Annotated in this window: 15 protein-coding genes; 2 read left to right on the top strand and 13 right to left on the bottom strand. The window is 64.3% G+C overall.

The window, feature by feature from the left end:
* Positions 1-12 precede the first annotated feature (12 nt).
* From GNX71_RS05385 to glmS, 11 genes are all read right to left on the bottom strand, one after another.
* On the bottom strand, positions 13-1,239 hold the full coding sequence (locus tag GNX71_RS05385) for a hypothetical protein (RefSeq protein ID WP_241027168.1): 1,227 nt from the start codon (positions 1,237-1,239) through the stop codon (positions 13-15).
* A gap of 5 nt (positions 1,240-1,244) precedes the next feature.
* Positions 1,245-2,510, bottom strand: coding sequence for a hypothetical protein (locus GNX71_RS05380; RefSeq protein WP_206177365.1), 1,266 nt, complete (start codon positions 2,508-2,510; stop codon positions 1,245-1,247).
* Positions 2,507-3,571: a glycosyltransferase family 4 protein gene (locus GNX71_RS05375; RefSeq protein WP_206177364.1), complete on the bottom strand. Its 1,065-nt coding sequence runs from the start codon at positions 3,569-3,571 to the stop codon at positions 2,507-2,509. Before GNX71_RS05375 ends, GNX71_RS05380 begins: the two co-directional genes overlap by 4 nt.
* A 23-nt stretch (positions 3,572-3,594) precedes the next feature.
* On the bottom strand, positions 3,595-4,758 hold the full coding sequence (locus GNX71_RS05370) for a polysaccharide pyruvyl transferase family protein (RefSeq protein WP_206177363.1): 1,164 nt from the start codon (positions 4,756-4,758) through the stop codon (positions 3,595-3,597).
* Positions 4,755-5,825: a hypothetical protein gene (locus GNX71_RS05365; RefSeq protein WP_241027167.1), complete on the bottom strand. Its 1,071-nt coding sequence runs from the start codon at positions 5,823-5,825 to the stop codon at positions 4,755-4,757. The genes GNX71_RS05370 and GNX71_RS05365 overlap by 4 nt, the downstream gene beginning before the upstream one ends.
* Positions 5,822-6,547 carry a sugar transferase gene (locus tag GNX71_RS05360; protein WP_206177362.1) on the bottom strand — a complete coding sequence of 242 codons (726 nt, stop codon included), beginning with the start codon at positions 6,545-6,547 and terminating at the stop codon, positions 5,822-5,824. Before GNX71_RS05360 ends, GNX71_RS05365 begins: the two co-directional genes overlap by 4 nt.
* A gap of 330 nt (positions 6,548-6,877) precedes the next feature.
* On the bottom strand, positions 6,878-9,139 hold the full coding sequence (locus GNX71_RS05355) for a polysaccharide biosynthesis tyrosine autokinase (protein ID WP_206177361.1): 2,262 nt from the start codon (positions 9,137-9,139) through the stop codon (positions 6,878-6,880).
* Complete coding sequence (locus tag GNX71_RS05350; RefSeq protein ID WP_206177360.1) at positions 9,136-9,591, bottom strand: low molecular weight protein-tyrosine-phosphatase; 456 nt, start codon at positions 9,589-9,591, stop codon at positions 9,136-9,138. Before GNX71_RS05350 ends, GNX71_RS05355 begins: the two co-directional genes overlap by 4 nt.
* A 7-nt stretch (positions 9,592-9,598) precedes the next feature.
* Positions 9,599-10,753, bottom strand: coding sequence for a polysaccharide biosynthesis/export family protein (locus GNX71_RS05345; RefSeq protein WP_206177359.1), 1,155 nt, complete (start codon positions 10,751-10,753; stop codon positions 9,599-9,601).
* A gap of 906 nt (positions 10,754-11,659) precedes the next feature.
* Positions 11,660-11,863, bottom strand: coding sequence for a hypothetical protein (locus GNX71_RS05340; protein ID WP_206177358.1), 204 nt, complete (start codon positions 11,861-11,863; stop codon positions 11,660-11,662).
* Between the two features lie 225 nt (positions 11,864-12,088).
* Positions 12,089-13,969 carry a glutamine--fructose-6-phosphate transaminase (isomerizing) gene (gene glmS, locus GNX71_RS05335; protein WP_206177357.1) on the bottom strand — a complete coding sequence of 627 codons (1,881 nt, stop codon included), beginning with the start codon at positions 13,967-13,969 and terminating at the stop codon, positions 12,089-12,091.
* A gap of 137 nt (positions 13,970-14,106) precedes the next feature.
* Here glmS and GNX71_RS05330 point away from each other — a divergent pair, with 137 nt between their 5' ends.
* Positions 14,107-14,589 (top strand): Lrp/AsnC family transcriptional regulator, encoded by a 483-nt coding sequence (locus GNX71_RS05330; RefSeq protein WP_206177356.1) that lies wholly within the window; start codon positions 14,107-14,109, stop codon positions 14,587-14,589.
* Positions 14,590-14,596: 7 nt separating this feature from the next.
* Here the strand turns inward: GNX71_RS05330 and glmU are convergent, their stop codons facing one another.
* Positions 14,597-16,027, bottom strand: a complete 1,431-nt coding sequence (gene glmU / locus GNX71_RS05325) for a bifunctional UDP-N-acetylglucosamine diphosphorylase/glucosamine-1-phosphate N-acetyltransferase GlmU (protein ID WP_206177355.1) — start codon at positions 16,025-16,027, stop codon at positions 14,597-14,599.
* 49 nt (positions 16,028-16,076) lie between these two features.
* Here glmU and GNX71_RS05320 point away from each other — a divergent pair, with 49 nt between their 5' ends.
* On the top strand, positions 16,077-16,913 hold the full coding sequence (locus GNX71_RS05320) for a DUF6279 family lipoprotein (protein ID WP_241027165.1): 837 nt from the start codon (positions 16,077-16,079) through the stop codon (positions 16,911-16,913).
* Between the two features lie 27 nt (positions 16,914-16,940).
* Here the strand turns inward: GNX71_RS05320 and GNX71_RS05315 are convergent, their stop codons facing one another.
* Entirely contained in the window at positions 16,941-17,711 is a 771-nt protein-coding gene (locus GNX71_RS05315; RefSeq protein ID WP_206177354.1) for a Crp/Fnr family transcriptional regulator, read from the bottom strand.
* Positions 17,712-17,719: the final 8 nt, after the last annotated feature.

The following is a 17,719-nucleotide window of genomic DNA, read 5'->3' as shown; positions in this document are numbered from 1 at the left end:
CATCTCCAGAGGTCACCTCGCCGGAGCTCGCATGAACACGAACAGCCAGCCGATCATCAACGCGGCCATGCAGGCAAAGCCCAGGGTCATCGCGTGGATGGTCTGGATGTACGAGACCGGTGCCTTCACCACGAGCATCGAGATGCCGAACACCACCGCGCCCACGACCGAGCAGAACAGCAACGCACCCGGCCGCGCCGCAGCGCGAAAGCCCGTGCGCAGGCACATGGTGAGACCGAAGATGGCCGGCGCGTAATAGAACGGCGAGAAGTCCATGTGCCGGTAGTTCTCGCCGAAGGCCAGCACCACGAGGTGCGGCCCGAGCAAGCCCAGCACCACGCCGGCAACCTCGGCGATCAGGAAGCCCAGCAGCACGAACATCACGAAGAGCCGGTGCACGCTCCTGCGGTCTTCGGCATGCCAGCGGGCCGCCAGTTGCGGCAGCAGGTAGTAGCCGAGCGCCGCGAGCACGTACTGCATCGGCAGGAGGAAGGTGATGTAGATCTTGAGCAGGCCGCCCTGCTCCGAATCGGCCGACGAGCCCAGCAGCAGGATGGCGCCGCCCGTCATGATCCAGCTCATGAACTGCGAGAGGCTGGCCTTCCAGCCGTAGGCCATCGATTCCTTCACGGTGAGCCCTTGCGCATCTTTCGCGGCGGGCAATGCGGGCATGACGTTGCGCAGGTTCAGCAGCACGAGCACCAGAAACGGAAGCTGCAGCGCCGAGACCAGCAGCAGCGCCTCGGCCCACGTCGCGGGCTTCTCCACGCCGAGCACCGCGACATACCCCGCGCAGATCAGCACGCCGGTGATGCACAGCATCGCGTAGCGCCGCCCGGTGAGCAGCAGGCTGCGCGAGAGCCAGAAGATCTCGTAGCCGACGATCAGCGCCACGCCCACCCAGCGCAGCTGACCCGGAAACACGATGAGCTGCCAGCAGAGATAACCCACGAGCGAGAAGAGCGCCGCGAGCCCCCAGCTCGTCCACGCCGAGGACCGGCTCACATAGAAGCGCCGGATCAGCAAGGGCTCGTGCACCATCGCCGTGTGCAGGATGTACTGGAAGCTCACGACCGCCAGGAACGCGGAGGCGATGCCGAAATCCGAAGGCGACAGCACGCGCGCAAGCGCGAAGCTCAACAGCAGCTGGCTTGCGCTGTAGATGCACTGGTCGGCGATCGCGAAGACCGGGCCGCCGAGACGTTTGCGGAGTCCCGAGAGGCGGGCAATGAGCGCCATCGCATCTAGTCCGAGATGGACAGCAGCACGGGATAGGCCGAGGCCTTCGCGGAGAACCCGCCGTCCGTGCGCGGCCCGCAGCTGCCGCGGCGCATCTGCGGGAAGAAGTCGACGCGCGTGCATTTCTTGCCTTCGGCGACGGGGACGGTCACGTCCTTTTCCGAACCGGGTGTCCACAGCACGTGCAGCAATGCGTCGTCACGCTTCAGGACCAGCCGGCTCACGCCCTTCGCGTCGTCGTACGAAACCTTCTTCGAGTGCCTGGCGATCTTGAGGAATTCGGTGAGCGCGGAGAAGGCCTCCTTCTTCTCGCCCGCGTTCGACATGATCCCGAAGTTGTCTTCCTTGGAGAACGACGAGCGGCCACGGTCGCGCCATGCGTAGAGGTTCAGCAGCTTGATGCCTGCCGCCGCGGTGATCAGGTACTCGCGAAGGACCAGCGAGGCCTGCGTGCTTTGGCTGCGCACCGGCAGGTAAGAGGCGTAGCCCCATTCGGAGACGGCGATGCCGGTCTTCTGCAGTTGCCGCCGGTCGAGCTGCGCGCGCAGCTTCTCGTAGTCGGCAAAGGCCGTCTCGGGCACCGGGCGGTACGGGTGGATGGAGATGTCGGTCAGGCAATCGGATTTCGCGGCCGCGACGAAGGCGTTCTCCAGCTGCGGGGGCACCTTGCCGCCCGCGAAGGGCAGGTTCGCGAAACCGAAGCCGACGACGATGTTCGGCTGCACCTTCTGTTTGGCCATGTCAGCACATAGCTGCGACGATGCGGCCTCGAAGTCCGACAGCAGCGCGGGGTTCAGAAAGGTCTTGTGGTCGGGCTCGTTCCAGACCTCCCACACGGCCACGTCGTCGGTGTGCGCCTTCATGAAGCCGACCGCGAAGTCGGAGAACAGGCTTTCCTTGCGGGCACCGGCACGCAGGTCTTCGGGCTTTGTTCCCCAGATCGCGTTGCCGCCGAACAGCGTCACGATCGCCTCGAGCTTCGCGTTGCGCACGCGCTTGATGAGGCGCGGGTAGTCGATGAGGCTGGGGTTCACGCTCTTGAGCGGCGGACGCACGCCGAAGCGCACGAACTCGAAGCCGGCCGCGCGGATTTCGTTCAGGTCGGCGTCGGTGATGGTGGCGGGGTCGATCTGCACGCTCAGCGCCACCGGGTAGTCGGTGCCGATGCCGCTCACGCCCCGGGCTTGCGCGGGATGGCCCGCGAACATCCACACGCTCAGCAACGCGAGGACCTGCAGGAAGCGCCCCACGCGGCAGGAAAAAATCTTCATCGGAGAACCGACTCCTTGTACAGGTTGACGATGGCGGTGTTCATGCGCTGCGAGGTGAACTTCTCTTCGAAGATCTGCCGCCCGGCCTGCCCCATCTGCTGCAGGGCCGCGTCGGAGAGGCCATCGATGTCGCGCAGCGCCTGGTCCATCTGGTCGAGGGAAAAGAGCCGGCCGCTCCGGCCGTGTTCCACGATGTCGACGAGCCCGCCGACGGCCGAGGCGAACACGGGCTTGCTGCGCGCCATCGCTTCCACCGCGACAAGGCCGAAGCCTTCCCACCGCGACGGGACGATGGTGGCGTCGCACGAACGGTAGACGGCATCGAGCGCGTCTTTCTCGAGCCAGCCTTTGAACTCGACGTGCGCGGGCTGCGCGAGCGTGAGGTCCTTGCGCACGGAATCGCCGACCACGATGAGCTTGAAGTTCGGCTGCACCCTTGCGTAAGCATCGAGCAGGGCGTCGATGCCTTTCTGCTTGTCCAGCCGGCCGACGAAGAGCACCTTGCGCGGCTCGACGGCGCTCGCCGGCGCGCCCTGCTGCACCGGCTCGATGCGGTCGATGCCGTTCGGAATGCATTGGCAGCGCCGGATGCCGAACTTCTCGGCAATCTGGATCTCGTGCTTGCTGATGCAGATGATCGCGTCGCTGCGCCAGGAGAGCAGCCGCTCGATCCAGCGGTAGGCCACGTTCTTGTACGCGGGGCCGGTCTGGTCGAAGGCCCATCCGTGCGAGCAGTAGACGATCTTCACGCCGGGCGGCACCTGCCCGGCGAGGGCCATGGCGCGCACGACGCCGCCGGCGATCGAGCTGTGCAGGTGAAGAATGGCCGGGCGTTCCGTCTCGATGATCCTGCGCACGCTCTTCGCGTACCCGAGCAGCGCCGAGGCCTTGCGCGCCGTCGGCACGACGTGGGTGTTCTCGGCACCGAGCCAGTCGACCTGTCCCGGCAGCACGAACTTCACCTGGCTGATGTCGGGCGAAGCGGTCTGGTGGCTCGCGACGATGCGCAGGTAGGTCTCCAGCCCGCCCTTGAGCGTCTCGGCAACGTGCAGTACTTTCATGATGCGAGGTGCTCCGCGGTCCGTCAGATGAGCGCGTGCGTGCCGGCGATGACTTCGCCCTGCAGCACGTCGAGCCGTTCGCGGCCCGGGTTCTTCTCGTTCAGCAGTTGCAGCACCGAGGCCTTGAGCTGGTCCGGGCGCGGCGACAGGTCGAACAGGTACTGCGTGCGGCCGGTGAGGCGGAAGAACGATTCGACCTTCTTGTCCCAGTTCATCCCCACCGAGGGAATGTTCAGGCTGTAGGCCACGATGTTCGCGTGCAGCCGGTGCGCCGCGATGCACGAACAGGCGCTGATGAGCGCGACGAGGTCATCGGGGCGCTTGGGCACGAGAAAGGTGGTTTCCGCCGTGCTCGCACTCGCACTGACCGGGCGCGACGAGATCTCGGCCATCACGCGGTTGTCCTCGGCCGCGCCGTTCGTGAAGTAGAGAACGCGCGCGCCCTCCTTCTGCAGCGCCTCGGCCAGGTTCGCGAAGAAATCGGCCGAGCCGATGGCGTTGGATTCGCCGTACTCCGAGTTCATGACCAGCGCATCGAGGCTGCTCACGCAGATGCCCACGTCCCATTTCTTCTCGGGCGAGAGTTCGCCGGAAAACGCGCTCTCGCAGACCAGCGCCGGGTCGGGCACCACGCGGATGTCGGGCCGGGGAATGCGGAAGATGTCGTGCAGGTTCTTCGCCGACTCGGCATCGCGGGTGGCGAAGAAGACGGGCGCGGCATTCTTGAAGAACTTGCCCACGAGCACCTTGCCCCAGTACGACCATTTGGCCGTGACACCGACCGACACCACCGCCACCCGCTTGCCGCGCAAGAGGCGGCTCAAGAGGAAAAGCTTGGCCGGGAAATTCAGCGCCACATCGCAGAAGAGCTGGCCGCCGCCGACGATGACCAGGTCGGCGTCGCTCACAGCCGCCTTCCAGTGCGGGCGCCAGCGCTGGAAGTAGTTCTTGAGGCAATACGCGAACACGATGGCCGAGCGCAGCAGCGCCGGCAGCCTCTGGAAGACGCCGAACGCACCGCCGCCGCGCAGGTTCTGTTCGTCGAATCCGTGCCGTCCGGCGATGTCGAGGAATTCGACCTTGGCGTCCGGGTATTTGAGGCCGGCAATGTGCGCCAGCGACGCGGCAATGACCCCGTCGCCGAGGTTGTCGCTGAATGGCACGGCGCAAATCAGGATTTTTTTCATCTGAGGAATGGCTTTCTCTCGGCCACCTTGATGGCAATGAGGTAGAGCAGCACCGAGGTCAAATGCCGGGTGAAGCTGCCGAGATCGGGTTCGAATATCAATTGCACCAATATGTGGGCAATGAAAAGGCTGGCGAAAAATCTGGTTTCGAAGCGGTCATGCCCGCGCCGGGCTTTTTTTCTCGCCCGATAAAGAATGATCAGCATGACGCCGATCATCAATTGCATGAAGAAATCGCTTGGTGTCTGAAAATACAGAACAGGCGTGATCAATACCGTTCCGGCGTACACGTAATTGACCAAAAATCCGGGGCCGGTGGCTGGCGATGCGATATTGGTAAAAGCCGTCCGGTTGTCGCTTCCGATTTGCTCCGCATAGGCGTTCGACGTATCTCTTGGCGATTGCAATGTCTGCAACACGCTGGATGGCGCCGCCAGAATTGCGCCGGCCGCCACAATGGCCGCCAGCACATGGTATTTGAGCGGTCGCCGCCAGATCCAATAGACAATGAAGAACACGCCAACGATCAGCAAATAATATTGCCGGACGAATATTCCATAGACCGCGTAAAGGAAAAGAAACGAGATGAAGGTGTATTTCTTCGAAGTCCGGAAATAGATCGCCGACACGGTAATGAACATCGTCATGATGAGCACCACCGTTTCCTTCGACGGCGCAAACATGTTGAGCATGATGCACGGCGCAATCAGGAGCAATCTTGCAAAGAAATCCCCGGCCCGACGGATATCGTGGGTCGCGAACAGCAGAAACAAGGCGCTCACGCTGCAGGTAAAGACATCCAGGTTGTCCACGCCGATGAGGCCGAACAATGCCGCGGTGACCGCGAACGAATTGTCCAGGTCGCCGCCCGCGCCGCCGTAATTCAGGATCTCGATGATCTTTGCCGAATCGACGCTCCATTTATCGGGAAGCGAATCCCGAAAATAGACGTAGATGACCGTGTAGATGAACACGATCGAAATCCCGGCAATCGCATAGGGGTTGACGCGCCCCGAATTCCTTTTTGCTCTTGTTATTGGATATCCCTGCGGGATGGCGTGGCTCACCGCGACCCGTGACCGACCGCGACCACCCATATCGTTCTCACGAAAATGTCGACGTCCTTCGCGACCGAAAGCGTCTCGACATACCTCACGTCCAATGCGACGCGCGCGTTATAGGTCAGCTGATTGCGGCCACTCACTTGCCAGAGACCGGTGATGCCCGGGCGCACGGCGCAGTAATGGACCCAGTCGTGTCCGTACAGCGCCTTCTGGTCGAGCATGCAGGGGCGTGGGCCGATGAGGCTCATCTCGCCCATGAGCACGTTCCAGAACTGCGGCAGCTCGTCCAGGCTGGTCTTGCGGATGAATTTGCCGAAAGGCGTGATTCGCGGGTCGTTTTCCAGTTTCTGGTATTCGTCCCATTGCCGGCGCGCCTCGGGATTGTTTTTCAGATGCTCCTCGAGCACTTGCGCCGAATTGGCCGTCATCGAGCGGAATTTCCAGAAGCGGAATACCCGACCGTCTTTTCCATAGCGCGGCTGCGAATAGAAAACGGGCGCACCGGAGCTGATCATCACGCACAGGCCGATCAATACGAACACCCAGCCGAAGGCAATGAAGAAGAAAAGCGCGGCGGCAATGTCCACGGATCTTTTTCCGATTCGAAGCACGGCCGGATGACGCACCCGGTTCTGCCCGATGTCGTACGGCGATTCGCTGTGCTGGTGTTCCGAATTGTCCCAGCCTTGCGGGGCCAGCGATTCTTGGGGGCGGAGGTTTCTCATGGTTTTCTCCATCCAGAGGTGAAACACGAAAGGATTTCTTTCGGAAGGTATTTCATTTGGCGACGCACCTTTCCACATGCGGGCAAAAACGCTCGCATCTCTTCGGTTATGGCCCTTGATTTTTTTGGCCGACACGGCCCGCACAATGCCTCGTAGCTTCTGCAGTGCAAAAACTATTGCGCGGTCAACGGACTCGAAAGACGTAGTAAGAATGAATGATTGTTCATTGGTACTACATAGGTTTGACTGAATACAAATTGAGTATGGACTCAATGCGCCAGTCTGAATGTCAAGCGCACCGAGATGAATTTAACTCCAATTTTTCACGGTCTAGGTGGAATCCCTGTTGGCTTTGTATGTGTATTGTAAATGCTTGTAAGCGCCGTACTTATAGCCCCCACTGCCCGCATGGCGGCGCGATAGGTCAATAGCATTCAGAATTACGCCATTTACCGAACGGCCTGCATGCGCGAGGCGCCGGACGCTTTCATTCAATTCGCCGAGCTGGGTCTTTTCGGCCCGCGCGACCAGGAGGAAGGTGCTTGCCAGCGGTGCCACCGAAGCGGTATCCGCGGCCACAAGAACGGGCGCCGTGTCGATGATCACGAGGTCATAACCGGGCGACAGCTTGTCCAGCACCTGGACAAAGGATTCGCTCATCAGCAATTCGGCCGGATTGGGCGGCAGCACGCCGGTGGTGATGATGTCCAGGTTCGGCAGCACCGAAGGGCGCACGGCCTTTTCGTAGCTGAGTGTTCCTGCTATCAATTCCGACAATCCCGAAGACCGGGGAATCGACAGGAATTGATTGACACGGCCTTTTCGCAGATCCGCATCAATCAAAAGAACTCTTTTGCCGGCGGCCGCGGTAATGGCCGCGAAATTGACCGAAATAAACGTTTTGCCTACGCCGGGCGTTGCACCGGAAATGAGCAGGCGGTTGTTGGTCGCCTCCAGCATAGCGAACTGCAGCGCGGTGCGCAGGCTGCGCAGGCTCTCGACCGCCGGGTCCTCGGGCTGCAGGTGCGCGAGCACATGCACGCCGGCCACCTTGTTCTCGATGTTCCGGTCGATCGTGCGCTGGGCGGCACTCAGCGGAATGCTGCTGTAGACGTTGAGCCCGGTGTGCGCCTCGATCTCGCCCGGGTTGCGGATGCCGCCGAAGAACGAGCTGCGCGCCACCGCGGCCGCCACGCCCGCGGCGAGCCCGAGGATGAGCGCGAGCGCAATGACCAGCGGGCGCTTGGGCCACACCGCTTCTTCGGGAACGATGGCCTCGTCGAGCAGGCGCACGTTGCCGACCTTGCCTTCCTTGGCCAGCCGCATCTGCAGCGAGCTGTTGAGCAGCGACACGTAGAGGTCGGTGTTGACCTTGATGTCGCGCTGCATGCGCACGGTGTTCTGCTGCAGCTCGGGCATCTTGCGGATGCGCGCGTCGATGCTGGCCAGCGCCGCCTTCCATGCCACGACCTGGGTGTCGAGCGTCTGCACCGCGGGGTGCTCGTCGGTGAAGCGGGCCGCGAGCTCGCGCCGCTTCTGTTCCGCCTCGAGCAGCTTGGACTGCAGGTCGACGGTCTGCGTGAGCGCGTTCTTGGCTTCGTCGTCCAGGCTCACCGTGCCGTTCTGGTTGCGGTAGCGGTTGTAGATGTCTTCGGACTGCTCCAGCTGCTTCTTGAACTGCGGCAGCGCCGTATCGAGGAAGCCCAGCGTCTTCTCGGCCTCGGCGGCCTTGCGCTCCATGTTCTGGCGCACATAGAGGGTGCCGATCTCGTTGAGCAGCTGCGTGAGCTTCTCGGGGTCGGCGCTCTTCCAGCTCACATCGAGCACGCCCGACTGCTTGCCCTTCTCGACGACCTTGAGCGCGTCCTGCAGCGCGAGCAGCGTCTGCTGCGTCGACGAGCGCACGAGCTGGAACTGCGCGCCCGGCTTGCCGCTGATGCTGGTGACCATCAGGCTCACGCTGCCGTTCACCACGTTCGGGATGTTCGCCGAGAGCAAGGTGCCGACGGTGCCTTTCATCGGCGTGTCGATGTCGGGGTTGCTCAGCTCGTACTGGCCGTTGGTGCCGACGGTGAGCGTGAAGGGCTTGTCTTCGAAGTCGGGCGGCACGTCGAAGCGCGGCACGAGGATCTTCTCGGTGCCGGTGACGTAGCCCGAGAGCCCCATGAAGCCCGGCTCCGAGAGATCGGTGGCGCGGCGCGACAGGTAGCTGCCCACGAAGGGCGCATAGCGCGGCCGTGCGCTGATGTAGAGCCGGGTGTTTTCCACGGCCTTGCCGAGGATGGCGCGCGAACGGAGGATTTCGATCTCGCCCGCGGCCGGCGTCTTCACGCTCAGCAGCGACGAGGCCGCATCGCCGAGAAAGCTGCCGGCGGAGTTGCCCGAGTCTTCCACCTGCACCGCGAGGTTGGCTTCGTAGACGGGCTTGCCCAGCAGTGCGTAGGCCGTGCCGAGGAACAGGAAAACGGCCACCACGATCGCGACGAGCCAGCGGTTGTCGACCAGGATGTCCCAGTACTCCGCGGGGTTGATGCCTTCGCCTTCGTCTTCCGGCGCTTGCATCGGTGGGGCGGCTTGCGGGGATGCATTCATGTGGGTTGATGCTCGGGTTTTGTGATCTTCAGGACGCGCTCGATCCACGAGCGGGCACCGGCCTCGATGAGGGCCAGCGCATCGACGAATGCGGCTTCGCCTCGCCGGTAGGGGTCGGGCACGTCCTGCGCGAGGGTGTCGGCAATGCGGAACACCTTGCCGCGCACGAAGGGGTAGGCCGATTCGAGGTGCCGGCGCTGCGCGAGGTCCATCACCAGGATCAGGTCGGCCTGGCGGCACAGGAGCTGGCTCACCTGCTGCGCGACGTGGCCCGAGATGTCGATGCCGCGCGCCTGCATGAGCTTCTGCGCGGTGGCGTCGGCCGGCTGGCCGATGAGCGCGCCGGTGCCCGCGGACACCACGCGCAGGTCGGGCAGGCCGGCCGCGAGCAGGCCTTCGGCCATCGGGCTGCGGCAGATGTTGCCGATGCAGACTGTGAGCACGGATTTCATCGCAGCCTCACCGGTGGTTCATGTAGACGCGGTCGCCGATGTCCAGCACCTGGGCGGCCGGCAGGATCAGGCTGGCCACGCGGTTCCAGCTCACGAGCGGCACCGAGTCGATGTAGACGACGTCGCGCGGCTGCAGCGGAAAGCGGTCGGCCAGCGCGAGCGCGGCGGGGTTCTTCGCGTTCAGGTGGAACACGGCCGGCGTGCCCTTGGCGGTGTTGCGCACGACGTAGATCTGCCCCGTGTTCGCGGTGCCCAGGCTCGCGCTGCCGGCTTCGCCGAGCGCCTCGTTCAGGCTCAGGCGCCCGTTGTGCATGAGCAGCGCCGAGGGGCGCAGCACCTCGCCCATCACCACCACCTTGTTCTCGTCGCGGTTGCGCACCAGCACCACGTCGCCGTTCTGCAGCGGAATGCTGCCGGCGCCGCTGCCCAGGTCCTGCAGGCGGGTGAGGTCGATGAGCGTGGTGCGGTCGCCGCGCGTGAGCGTGACGAACGAGCGGTCGCCGTTGGCGGTGATGCCGCCGGCGCGGTTGAGCGCTTCGGCCAGCGTCATCGGCACGTCGGTGAAGATCTGCAGCCCCGGCGTGCGCACCTCGCCTTCGACGAAAGCGCGGCGGCTTCTGAAGGACTGGATGCGCACCGTGACCTGCGGCTCCTTGATGTAGCGCGCGATGCGCTTGGCGATGAGGTCGGAGGCCTCGATCTCGGTGAGGCCCTGCATCTTGACGCGGCCGATGTACGGAAAGCTGATCTCCCCGTTGGCGCCGACGATGAAGCCCGGCGCCACGCTGATGCCGGTCGGGTCGACCTGCTGGGTGATGACGGCGCCGGCGTTCGGCAGCAGCTCCGGGTGGTCGTAGACGATCACGCCCACGACGTCGCCCGGCCCGATGGTGTACGCGGCGGCCTCGCCGAACAGCGCCTTCACGTCGGCCGGCACCGCGGTCGACTGGGCATCGGCCATCGCCCGGATGAGCGCCGGCGAAATCGGCGTGAGCGCGCCTTCGGGCGAGCCGTCGGCGGACAGGGCCGGTGCCGGGCCGAGGTCGGGCTCGGAAGCCGCCATGTTGCCGAAGCCCGGCGCACAGCCCTGGAGCAACATCGCGCCGGCCAGGGCAGCGCTCCACCCCATCAGGTACACGTAGCGTGTCAAATTGATCTCCATTGCAAAACTGGTTTTTCTTTCAACTGCGGTGCATATGCAAAGGTCGAGCCCGCTCGGGTCGGACGGACCTTTTGATCGCGGTGCACCGCAAAGCGAATCCGTGATTTATCGGTGCACGGGTCGAAAACTGAATTGTCGCCGCGCCCGAAGACCTATTTTTTGGTCGCACAGGCGAAAGAAACGTGTCTATTCGTGGTGCAACCCTGTGCAATGCATGGGTATCTCCCATCGCACTCTCTGGAACACTGTTTTCATTGGGAAAACGCGCACTGGAACAGCATTCCGGAACGCCATTTTTGCGATTGAAATGGCGACTTATTAATTACCCCGCCCAGCGGGGAGATCGTGGCGTATGTGCCACGGAATCGGATTTTCGAGGGTTTTTGATATTGCACGGCCTTTTGTAAGCGTTTGTGTTTTCGTGCAGTGTAGGAGGATTGCCCGAGTGAAGAACGACGGCGATGCCCTTCAACCGGGCATGCGGCTGCCCGCAAACAGGCACCGCAACGGTGATCCGCGCCCCGATTCAGATGGCTGTAGGTTTTTCGATTTACTTGGAATTCGGCTCGCCACAGGCGCGAGCGGCACCAAGATCGTGCAACTATTGTTCACAAAGTTAAATGAATAATTTCATATTCATTCTTCGGCTAAAACTTTTGCATTGTTTTTCAATTTAAGTCATCCAGATGCCATGGATCTTTCGCATCCCGGTCATGCAAATCCGGCCTAATCATTCAATTGGCAGAATGGATGAGAAAAAAGAATTCAGGCCGAATATGGATATACGATTTCCACGATAAGAGTTATCGGGAAATTCGGTCCTGCGGGCGCGGGACGGCCATTAAATGAAAAAGGCCTCCGCGAGGAGGCCAATGATCGATGCGGGCCGGTGGGCCGAAAGGAGACTTACTGCTCCTGGTCGTCGCCGGGCTGGCCCAGCTTGTCCTTGGTGGCGCGAACGCCGCGCAGTACCAGGAACAGGGTGATGCCGACAAGAACGAGAAAGCCGACGAGCGCCCAGCCACCCATGCCGAAGGCCCACCACCAGAAGAGGCCGCTCAATGGCAGCAGCACCAGGGCTATCAGCAGTTCGATGAAGATCAAGCGCATCTCTGTCTCTCCCCCTTCGCTCGGGCACGCGTCAGCCCCTTGGGTGTGTAAAAAATCGCTACGCGTGTCGGGTGCGAGAGGATAGCTTAAGAAAAGCCGAGGATATGCAGGTCCCCGGACGTTGGATGGAGAGTATTTGCCCTGAACCTGTGCACCGGCTGACCGTGCACTTTCCCACCTCTTTTCGACCCGGCGACCCGAACGATTCGGCCGCCCTCGACGGCCTCACTCCACCGTCACGCTCTTCGCCAGATTCCGCGGCTTGTCCACATCGGTCCCGCGCGCGCATGCCGTGTGATACGCCAGCAACTGCAGCGGCACCACATGCAGCAGCGGCGACAGTTGTCCGTAGTGCTCCGGCATGCGGATCACATGCAGCCCTTCGCCGCTCTTGATCTTCGTGTCGCCATCGGCCAGCACATAGAGAACACCGCCGCGCGCGCGCACTTCCTGCAGGTTGCTCTTGAGCTTCTCGAGCAGCGCGTCGTTCGGCGCGACCGCGACCACCGGCATCTCGCTCGTGACCAGTGCGAGCGGGCCGTGCTTGAGTTCGCCGGCCGCATACGCCTCGGCGTGGATGTAGGTCACTTCCTTGAGCTTGAGCGCGCCTTCGAGTGCGATCGGGTAGTGCAGCCCGCGACCGAGGAACAGCGCGTTGTCCTTGCGCGCGAAGTCCTCGGCCCAGCCGATGATCTGCGGCTCCAGCGCGAGCACCGACTGCAGCGCGACCGGCAGGTGGCGCATTTCCTTCAGGTAGCGCGCCTCGTCGGCTTCGCTCAGATGCCCCTTGGTCTGCGCGATGGCCAGCGTCAGCAGGAAGAGGCCCGCCAGCTGCGTGGTGAAGGCCTTGGTCGACGCCACGCCGATCTCGACACCCGCACGCGTGATGTACGCCAGCTTGCACTCGCGCACCATCGCGCTGGTGGCGACATTGCAGATCGTCAGCGTCTGCTCCATGCCGAGCGAGCGGGCGTGCTTGAGCGCGGCGAGCGTGTCGGCCGTCTCGCCCGACTGGCTGATGGTGACCACCAGCGTCTTCGGGTCGGGCACCGAGTCGCGATAGCGGTATTCGCTCGCGATCTCGACCTGCGTGGAGATCTTCGCGATGCTTTCGAGCCAGTACTTGGCGGTGCAGCCGCTGTAGTAGCTGGTGCCGCAGGCGAGGATCAGGATCTTGTCGATGTCCTTGAAGACGCGGTGCGCGCTCGCGCCCGTGGCGCCGTCCTGCCCGATGCCGTCGAACAGCTCGGGCACGATGCCCGCCACGCCTTCGAGCGTGTCGCCGATGGCGCGCGGCTGCTCGAAGATTTCCTTCTGCATGTAGTGGCGGTACGGGCCGAGCTCGGCCGCGCCGCTGTGGGCCTGCACGGTGCGCACCTGCCGGGTCACCGGCTTGTGGTTCTTGTCGACGATCCAGTACTTGCCCGGCTGCACGTCGACCACGTCGCCTTCTTCGAGATAGATGATCTGGTCGGTCACGCCCGCCAGTGCCATGGCATCGCTCGCGAGGAAGTTCTCGCCGCCTTCCTTGCCCGCGCCCAGGATCAGCGGCGAGCCGGCGCGCGCGCCGACCACGCGCTGCGGCTCGTCGCGGCAGATCACCGCGATGGCGTAGGCGCCGTGCAGTTGCAGCACCGCGGCCTTCACGGCCTCGAACAGGTCGCCGTCGTAGAGGCTGTCGACCAGGTGGGCGATGACCTCGGTGTCGGTCTGGCTCTCGAACACGTAGCCCTTGGCCTCGAGCGCGGCGCGCAGCGGTTCGTGGTTTTCGATGATGCCGTTGTGCACCAGCGCGATGCGGCCGGCGCGCGCGCCCTGCGCGTCGGCGCCGGGACCGTGGCTGAAGTGCGGATGCGCGTTGTGCACCACCGGCGCGCCATGCGTGGCCCAGCGCGTGTGGGCGATGCCGGTCAGGCCCTCGACCTTGTCCTCGCGCACCTGCGTGACGAGGTCCGCCACGCGCGAGGTGGTGCGCGCCCGTGTGAGGCCGCCCGCATGCACCGCGACGCCGCAGGAGTCATAGCCGCGGTACTCGAGCCGCTGGAGGCCCTGGACGAGGACCGGAACGATGTTGCGATGGGACGCTGCCCCGACGATGCCGCACATGGTGAGTTGCCTTTGGATGAGAGGAGGCCTGATGGTAGAAAGGCTTCAAGAAAATATGCTCTCGAAATTTCTTCAATTTCGGATTTTTATTTCATCGATTCTCTGATTTGGATTTTTATTCCATAATTTCCAAATATATGGAATCAATTTCCCTCGATGCAATGGACCTCCGGCTGCTCGATGCGCTGCAGCGCGATGCGTCGCAGACCAACCAGCGGCTGGCCGCCGACGTGGGCATCTCCCCACCCACGTGCCTGCGACGCGTGCAGCGGCTGAAGGACGAAGGCCTCATCGAGCGCCAGATCGCGCTGCTCTCGCCCGACCGGCTGGCCACGGTGCTGGGCCACGGATTGCAGGCGGTGGTCGAGATTTCGCTGGACCGGCAGGACGCCGCCGCGCTCGACGCCTTCGAAACCCGCGTGATCGCCGACAACGCGGTGCAGCAGTGCTGGCGCGTCTCGCCCGGCCCCGACTTCGTGCTCGTGGTCGCGGCGCGCGACATGCCGGACTACGGGGCGCTGACTCAGCGCCTGTTCACCGCCGACGCCAATGTGCGCAACGTGAAGGCCTTCTTCAGCCTCAAGCGCGCCAAGTTCGAGCCCGCGGTTCCGCTCGGCTAAAACCTTCTCAGGCCTTCGGTTTTTTCTGCGGTCGCTTCCAGTTGGGGAAACTCACCGGCTTGCTGCGCGCCACGGTCAGCGCGCCGGGCTCGGTCGACTTGTTGATAGTCGACCCGCCCCCGACAGTGCCGCCCGCGCCGATGGTGACCGGCGCCACCAGCACGCAGTTGCTGCCGATGTGCACGTCGGCCTCGATCACCGTGCGGTGCTTGTTGGCGCCGTCGTAGTTGGCGGTGATGCTGCCCGCACCGTAGTTGACCCGCTCGCCCACCGTGGCATCGCCCAGGTAGGCCAGGTGATTGGCCTTGGCGCCGGCCGCGAGCGTCGAGTTCTTCACCTCGACGAAATTGCCGATGTGCACCTCGGTGCCGAGTTGCGCGCCGGGGCGCAGGCGAGCGAACGGGCCGATCAGCGCCCGCTCGCCCACCGTCACGCCGGCCTTCTCGCCGTCGATATGGGTGAACGGATGGATCACCGCGCCAGCCTCGATGCGCGCGTTGGCGATCACGCAATTCGCGCCAATGCGCACGCCTTCGCCCAGCGACACCCGGCCTTCGAACACGCAGTTGACGTCGATCTCGACATCGGCCCCGCATGCCAGCGTGCCGCGCAGGTCGAAACGCGCCGGGTCGGCCAGGCGCACGCCCTGCTCCATCAGCGCATTCGCCTGGCGCAGTTGCCAGGCGCGCTCGAGCGCTGCGAGCTGCACCGGGCTGTTGATGCCCGCCACCTGCAGCGCATCGGTGGTGATGTGCGCCACCACGGGCACGCCGTCGGCCGCGGCGAGCTTCACGACGTCCGTCAGGTAGTACTCGTTCTGCGCGTTGCGGTTGTCCAGGCGCGCGAGCCAGCCCTTGAGCAGGCGCGCGGGCACGGCCATCACGCCGCTGTAGATCTCGCGCACCGCGCGCTGCGCCTCGTTGGCGTCCTTGTGCTCGACGACGGCGGTCACCGCCCCGCCGGCTGCGCCGCGGATCACGCGGCCGTAACCGCTCGGGTCGTCGAATTCGATGGTCAGCAGCGCAAGGCGCTCGCCCGCGCTGGCCGCGACCAGCGCCCGCAGCGTTTCTTCGCCGATGAGCGGCACGTCCCCCGAGAGCACGACCACCGTGCCGTCGTCCGGCAGCAGCGGTGTCGCCTGTTGGACCGCGTGGCCGGTGCCTAGTTGAGGCTCCTGGCGCGCAAAGCGTGGCGTGGCACCGCCCACGGCGCCGGCCATGGCGGTCTCGACCTCGGCCGCGCCGTGGCCGGTCACGACCACCACGTGGCGGGCGCCGATGCGCGCGGCGGTGTCGGCGACATGCGCGATCAGTGCGCGGCCGCCCAAACGATGCAACACTTTGGGCAGCCTGCTTTTCATGCGCGTGCCTTTGCCGGCCGCCATGATCACCACGTCGATCGGCCCCTGGATGTCTTGCTGCTGCGGAGTCTGATTCATGCTCTTTTTTACCCGGATTCGTTGCGCTGAACTGGCGCGGATTATCGGCGTGCTGCTTTTCGTTACCGCGCTGGGGGCTTGCAGTGCGATCCGGCTGGCCTACAACAACCTGCCCGAGGTGAGCTACTGGTGGCTCGACGGCTACTTCGATTTCGACAGCACGCAGTCGCCCAAGGTGCGCGACGAACTCGCCCAGCTGCTGGCGTGGCACCGGCAGAACGAGCTGCCCAAGGTCATTACCCTGCTGCAGGAGGCCCAAAGCCTGGCGCCGGGCGAGGTGACGCCGGCGCAGGCCTGCGGCTTTGCCGACAGCATTCGCGAGCGCCTGCTCGCCGTGACCGAGCGCGCCGAGCCGGCCACCACCGACCTCGCGCTGTCCCTGAGCGAATCGCAGTTGCAGCAGCTCGAACGCAAGTACGCCAAGCTCAACAACGAATACCGCAAGGACTGGCTCGACCGCACGCCGGCGCAGGTGCAGGAAAAGCGCTACGACCAGTTCCTCGACCGCATGGAAGACTTCTACGGCCGGCTGACCGCCGAGCAGCGCGACCTGCTCAAGCAACAGGTGGCGCAGTCGGTCTTCAACCCGCAGCTCGCGGACGCCGAGCGCCGCAAGCGCCAGCAGGAGGCCTTGGTCATGCTGCGCGAATTCGCCACCAAGAAGCCGTCGCCGGCCGAGGCGCGTTCGGCGCTGCACGCCTACCTGTTGCGCATCGCCGAGCCGCCACCCGGGCCCTGGCGCGACCAGCAGCAGGCGCTGCTGGAAGAAGGCTGCCGCAACCTTGCGGCCCTGCACAACGGCACCAGTGCCAGCCAGCGCGAACAGGCGGTGCGCCGGCTGCAGGCCTACCAGAGCGACCTGCGCCAGTTGGTGGCCGCGCGCTGAGGCCGCGGCGCGCTCGCCTCCAGGCCTTCAGATCAGGGGAACGGGCCGCAGGGGCCGCTCGAAGTAATCGCCCAGCGTCTCCAGCGCATGCGGCTCCAGAATGCGGAGCCAACCCGCATCGAGCTTGTAAAGCCCCAGGCGCTGCAGCCGGCGCAGCGTCTTGTTGGTGTGCACCAGCGAGAGCCCCAGCGCATCGGCGATGTGCTGCTGGTTGAACGGAAACTCCGCCCAGCCGTCGCGCACCATGCCCACGCGCTCGGCGCGGCGGTACAGGTGCATGAGCAGCATCGCCACGCGCTCGCCCGCATTGCGCCGGCCGGTGGTGACGAGGTTGTCGTCCACCATCTTTTCCTCGCGCGCTGCGAGCCAGGTGATGTCGTAGCCGAGCTTGGGCTGGGCATGGAAGAGCGGCCACAGGCGGTCGCGCGAGAAGGCACACAACGTGACGTCGGTCACCGCCTCGACGCCGTGTGTCTGGCCTTCGGCAAACTCGTCCTGCAGGCCGATGAAGTCACCGGGCAGCAGAAAGCTCAGGATCTGCCGCCGGCCGTCGCTCAGCGTCTTGTAGCGGAAGGCCCATCCCGCGTAGAGCGTGAAGAGCTGCGGGCTGGGGCGGTGCTCCTCGACGATCGAGCTGCCGGCCTCGACGCGCCGCGCGCCGACACGAAACGACTGGATGGTCTTGAGCTCTTCGGCCGATGCGGGCAGGAAAGCCTCGAGCCGGCGCAATGCGCAGTCGTCGCAGGGATTGAGGCCCTGGGGAGGGGAAGCCGCAACGGGATGGTCATCGAATCTCACGCGGCACT

The sequence above is a fragment of the Variovorax sp. RKNM96 genome (assembly GCF_017161115.1).
Taxonomy (GTDB): Bacteria; Pseudomonadota; Gammaproteobacteria; order Burkholderiales; family Burkholderiaceae_C; genus Variovorax.
This window is presented reverse-complemented; position numbering and strand designations above follow the sequence as displayed.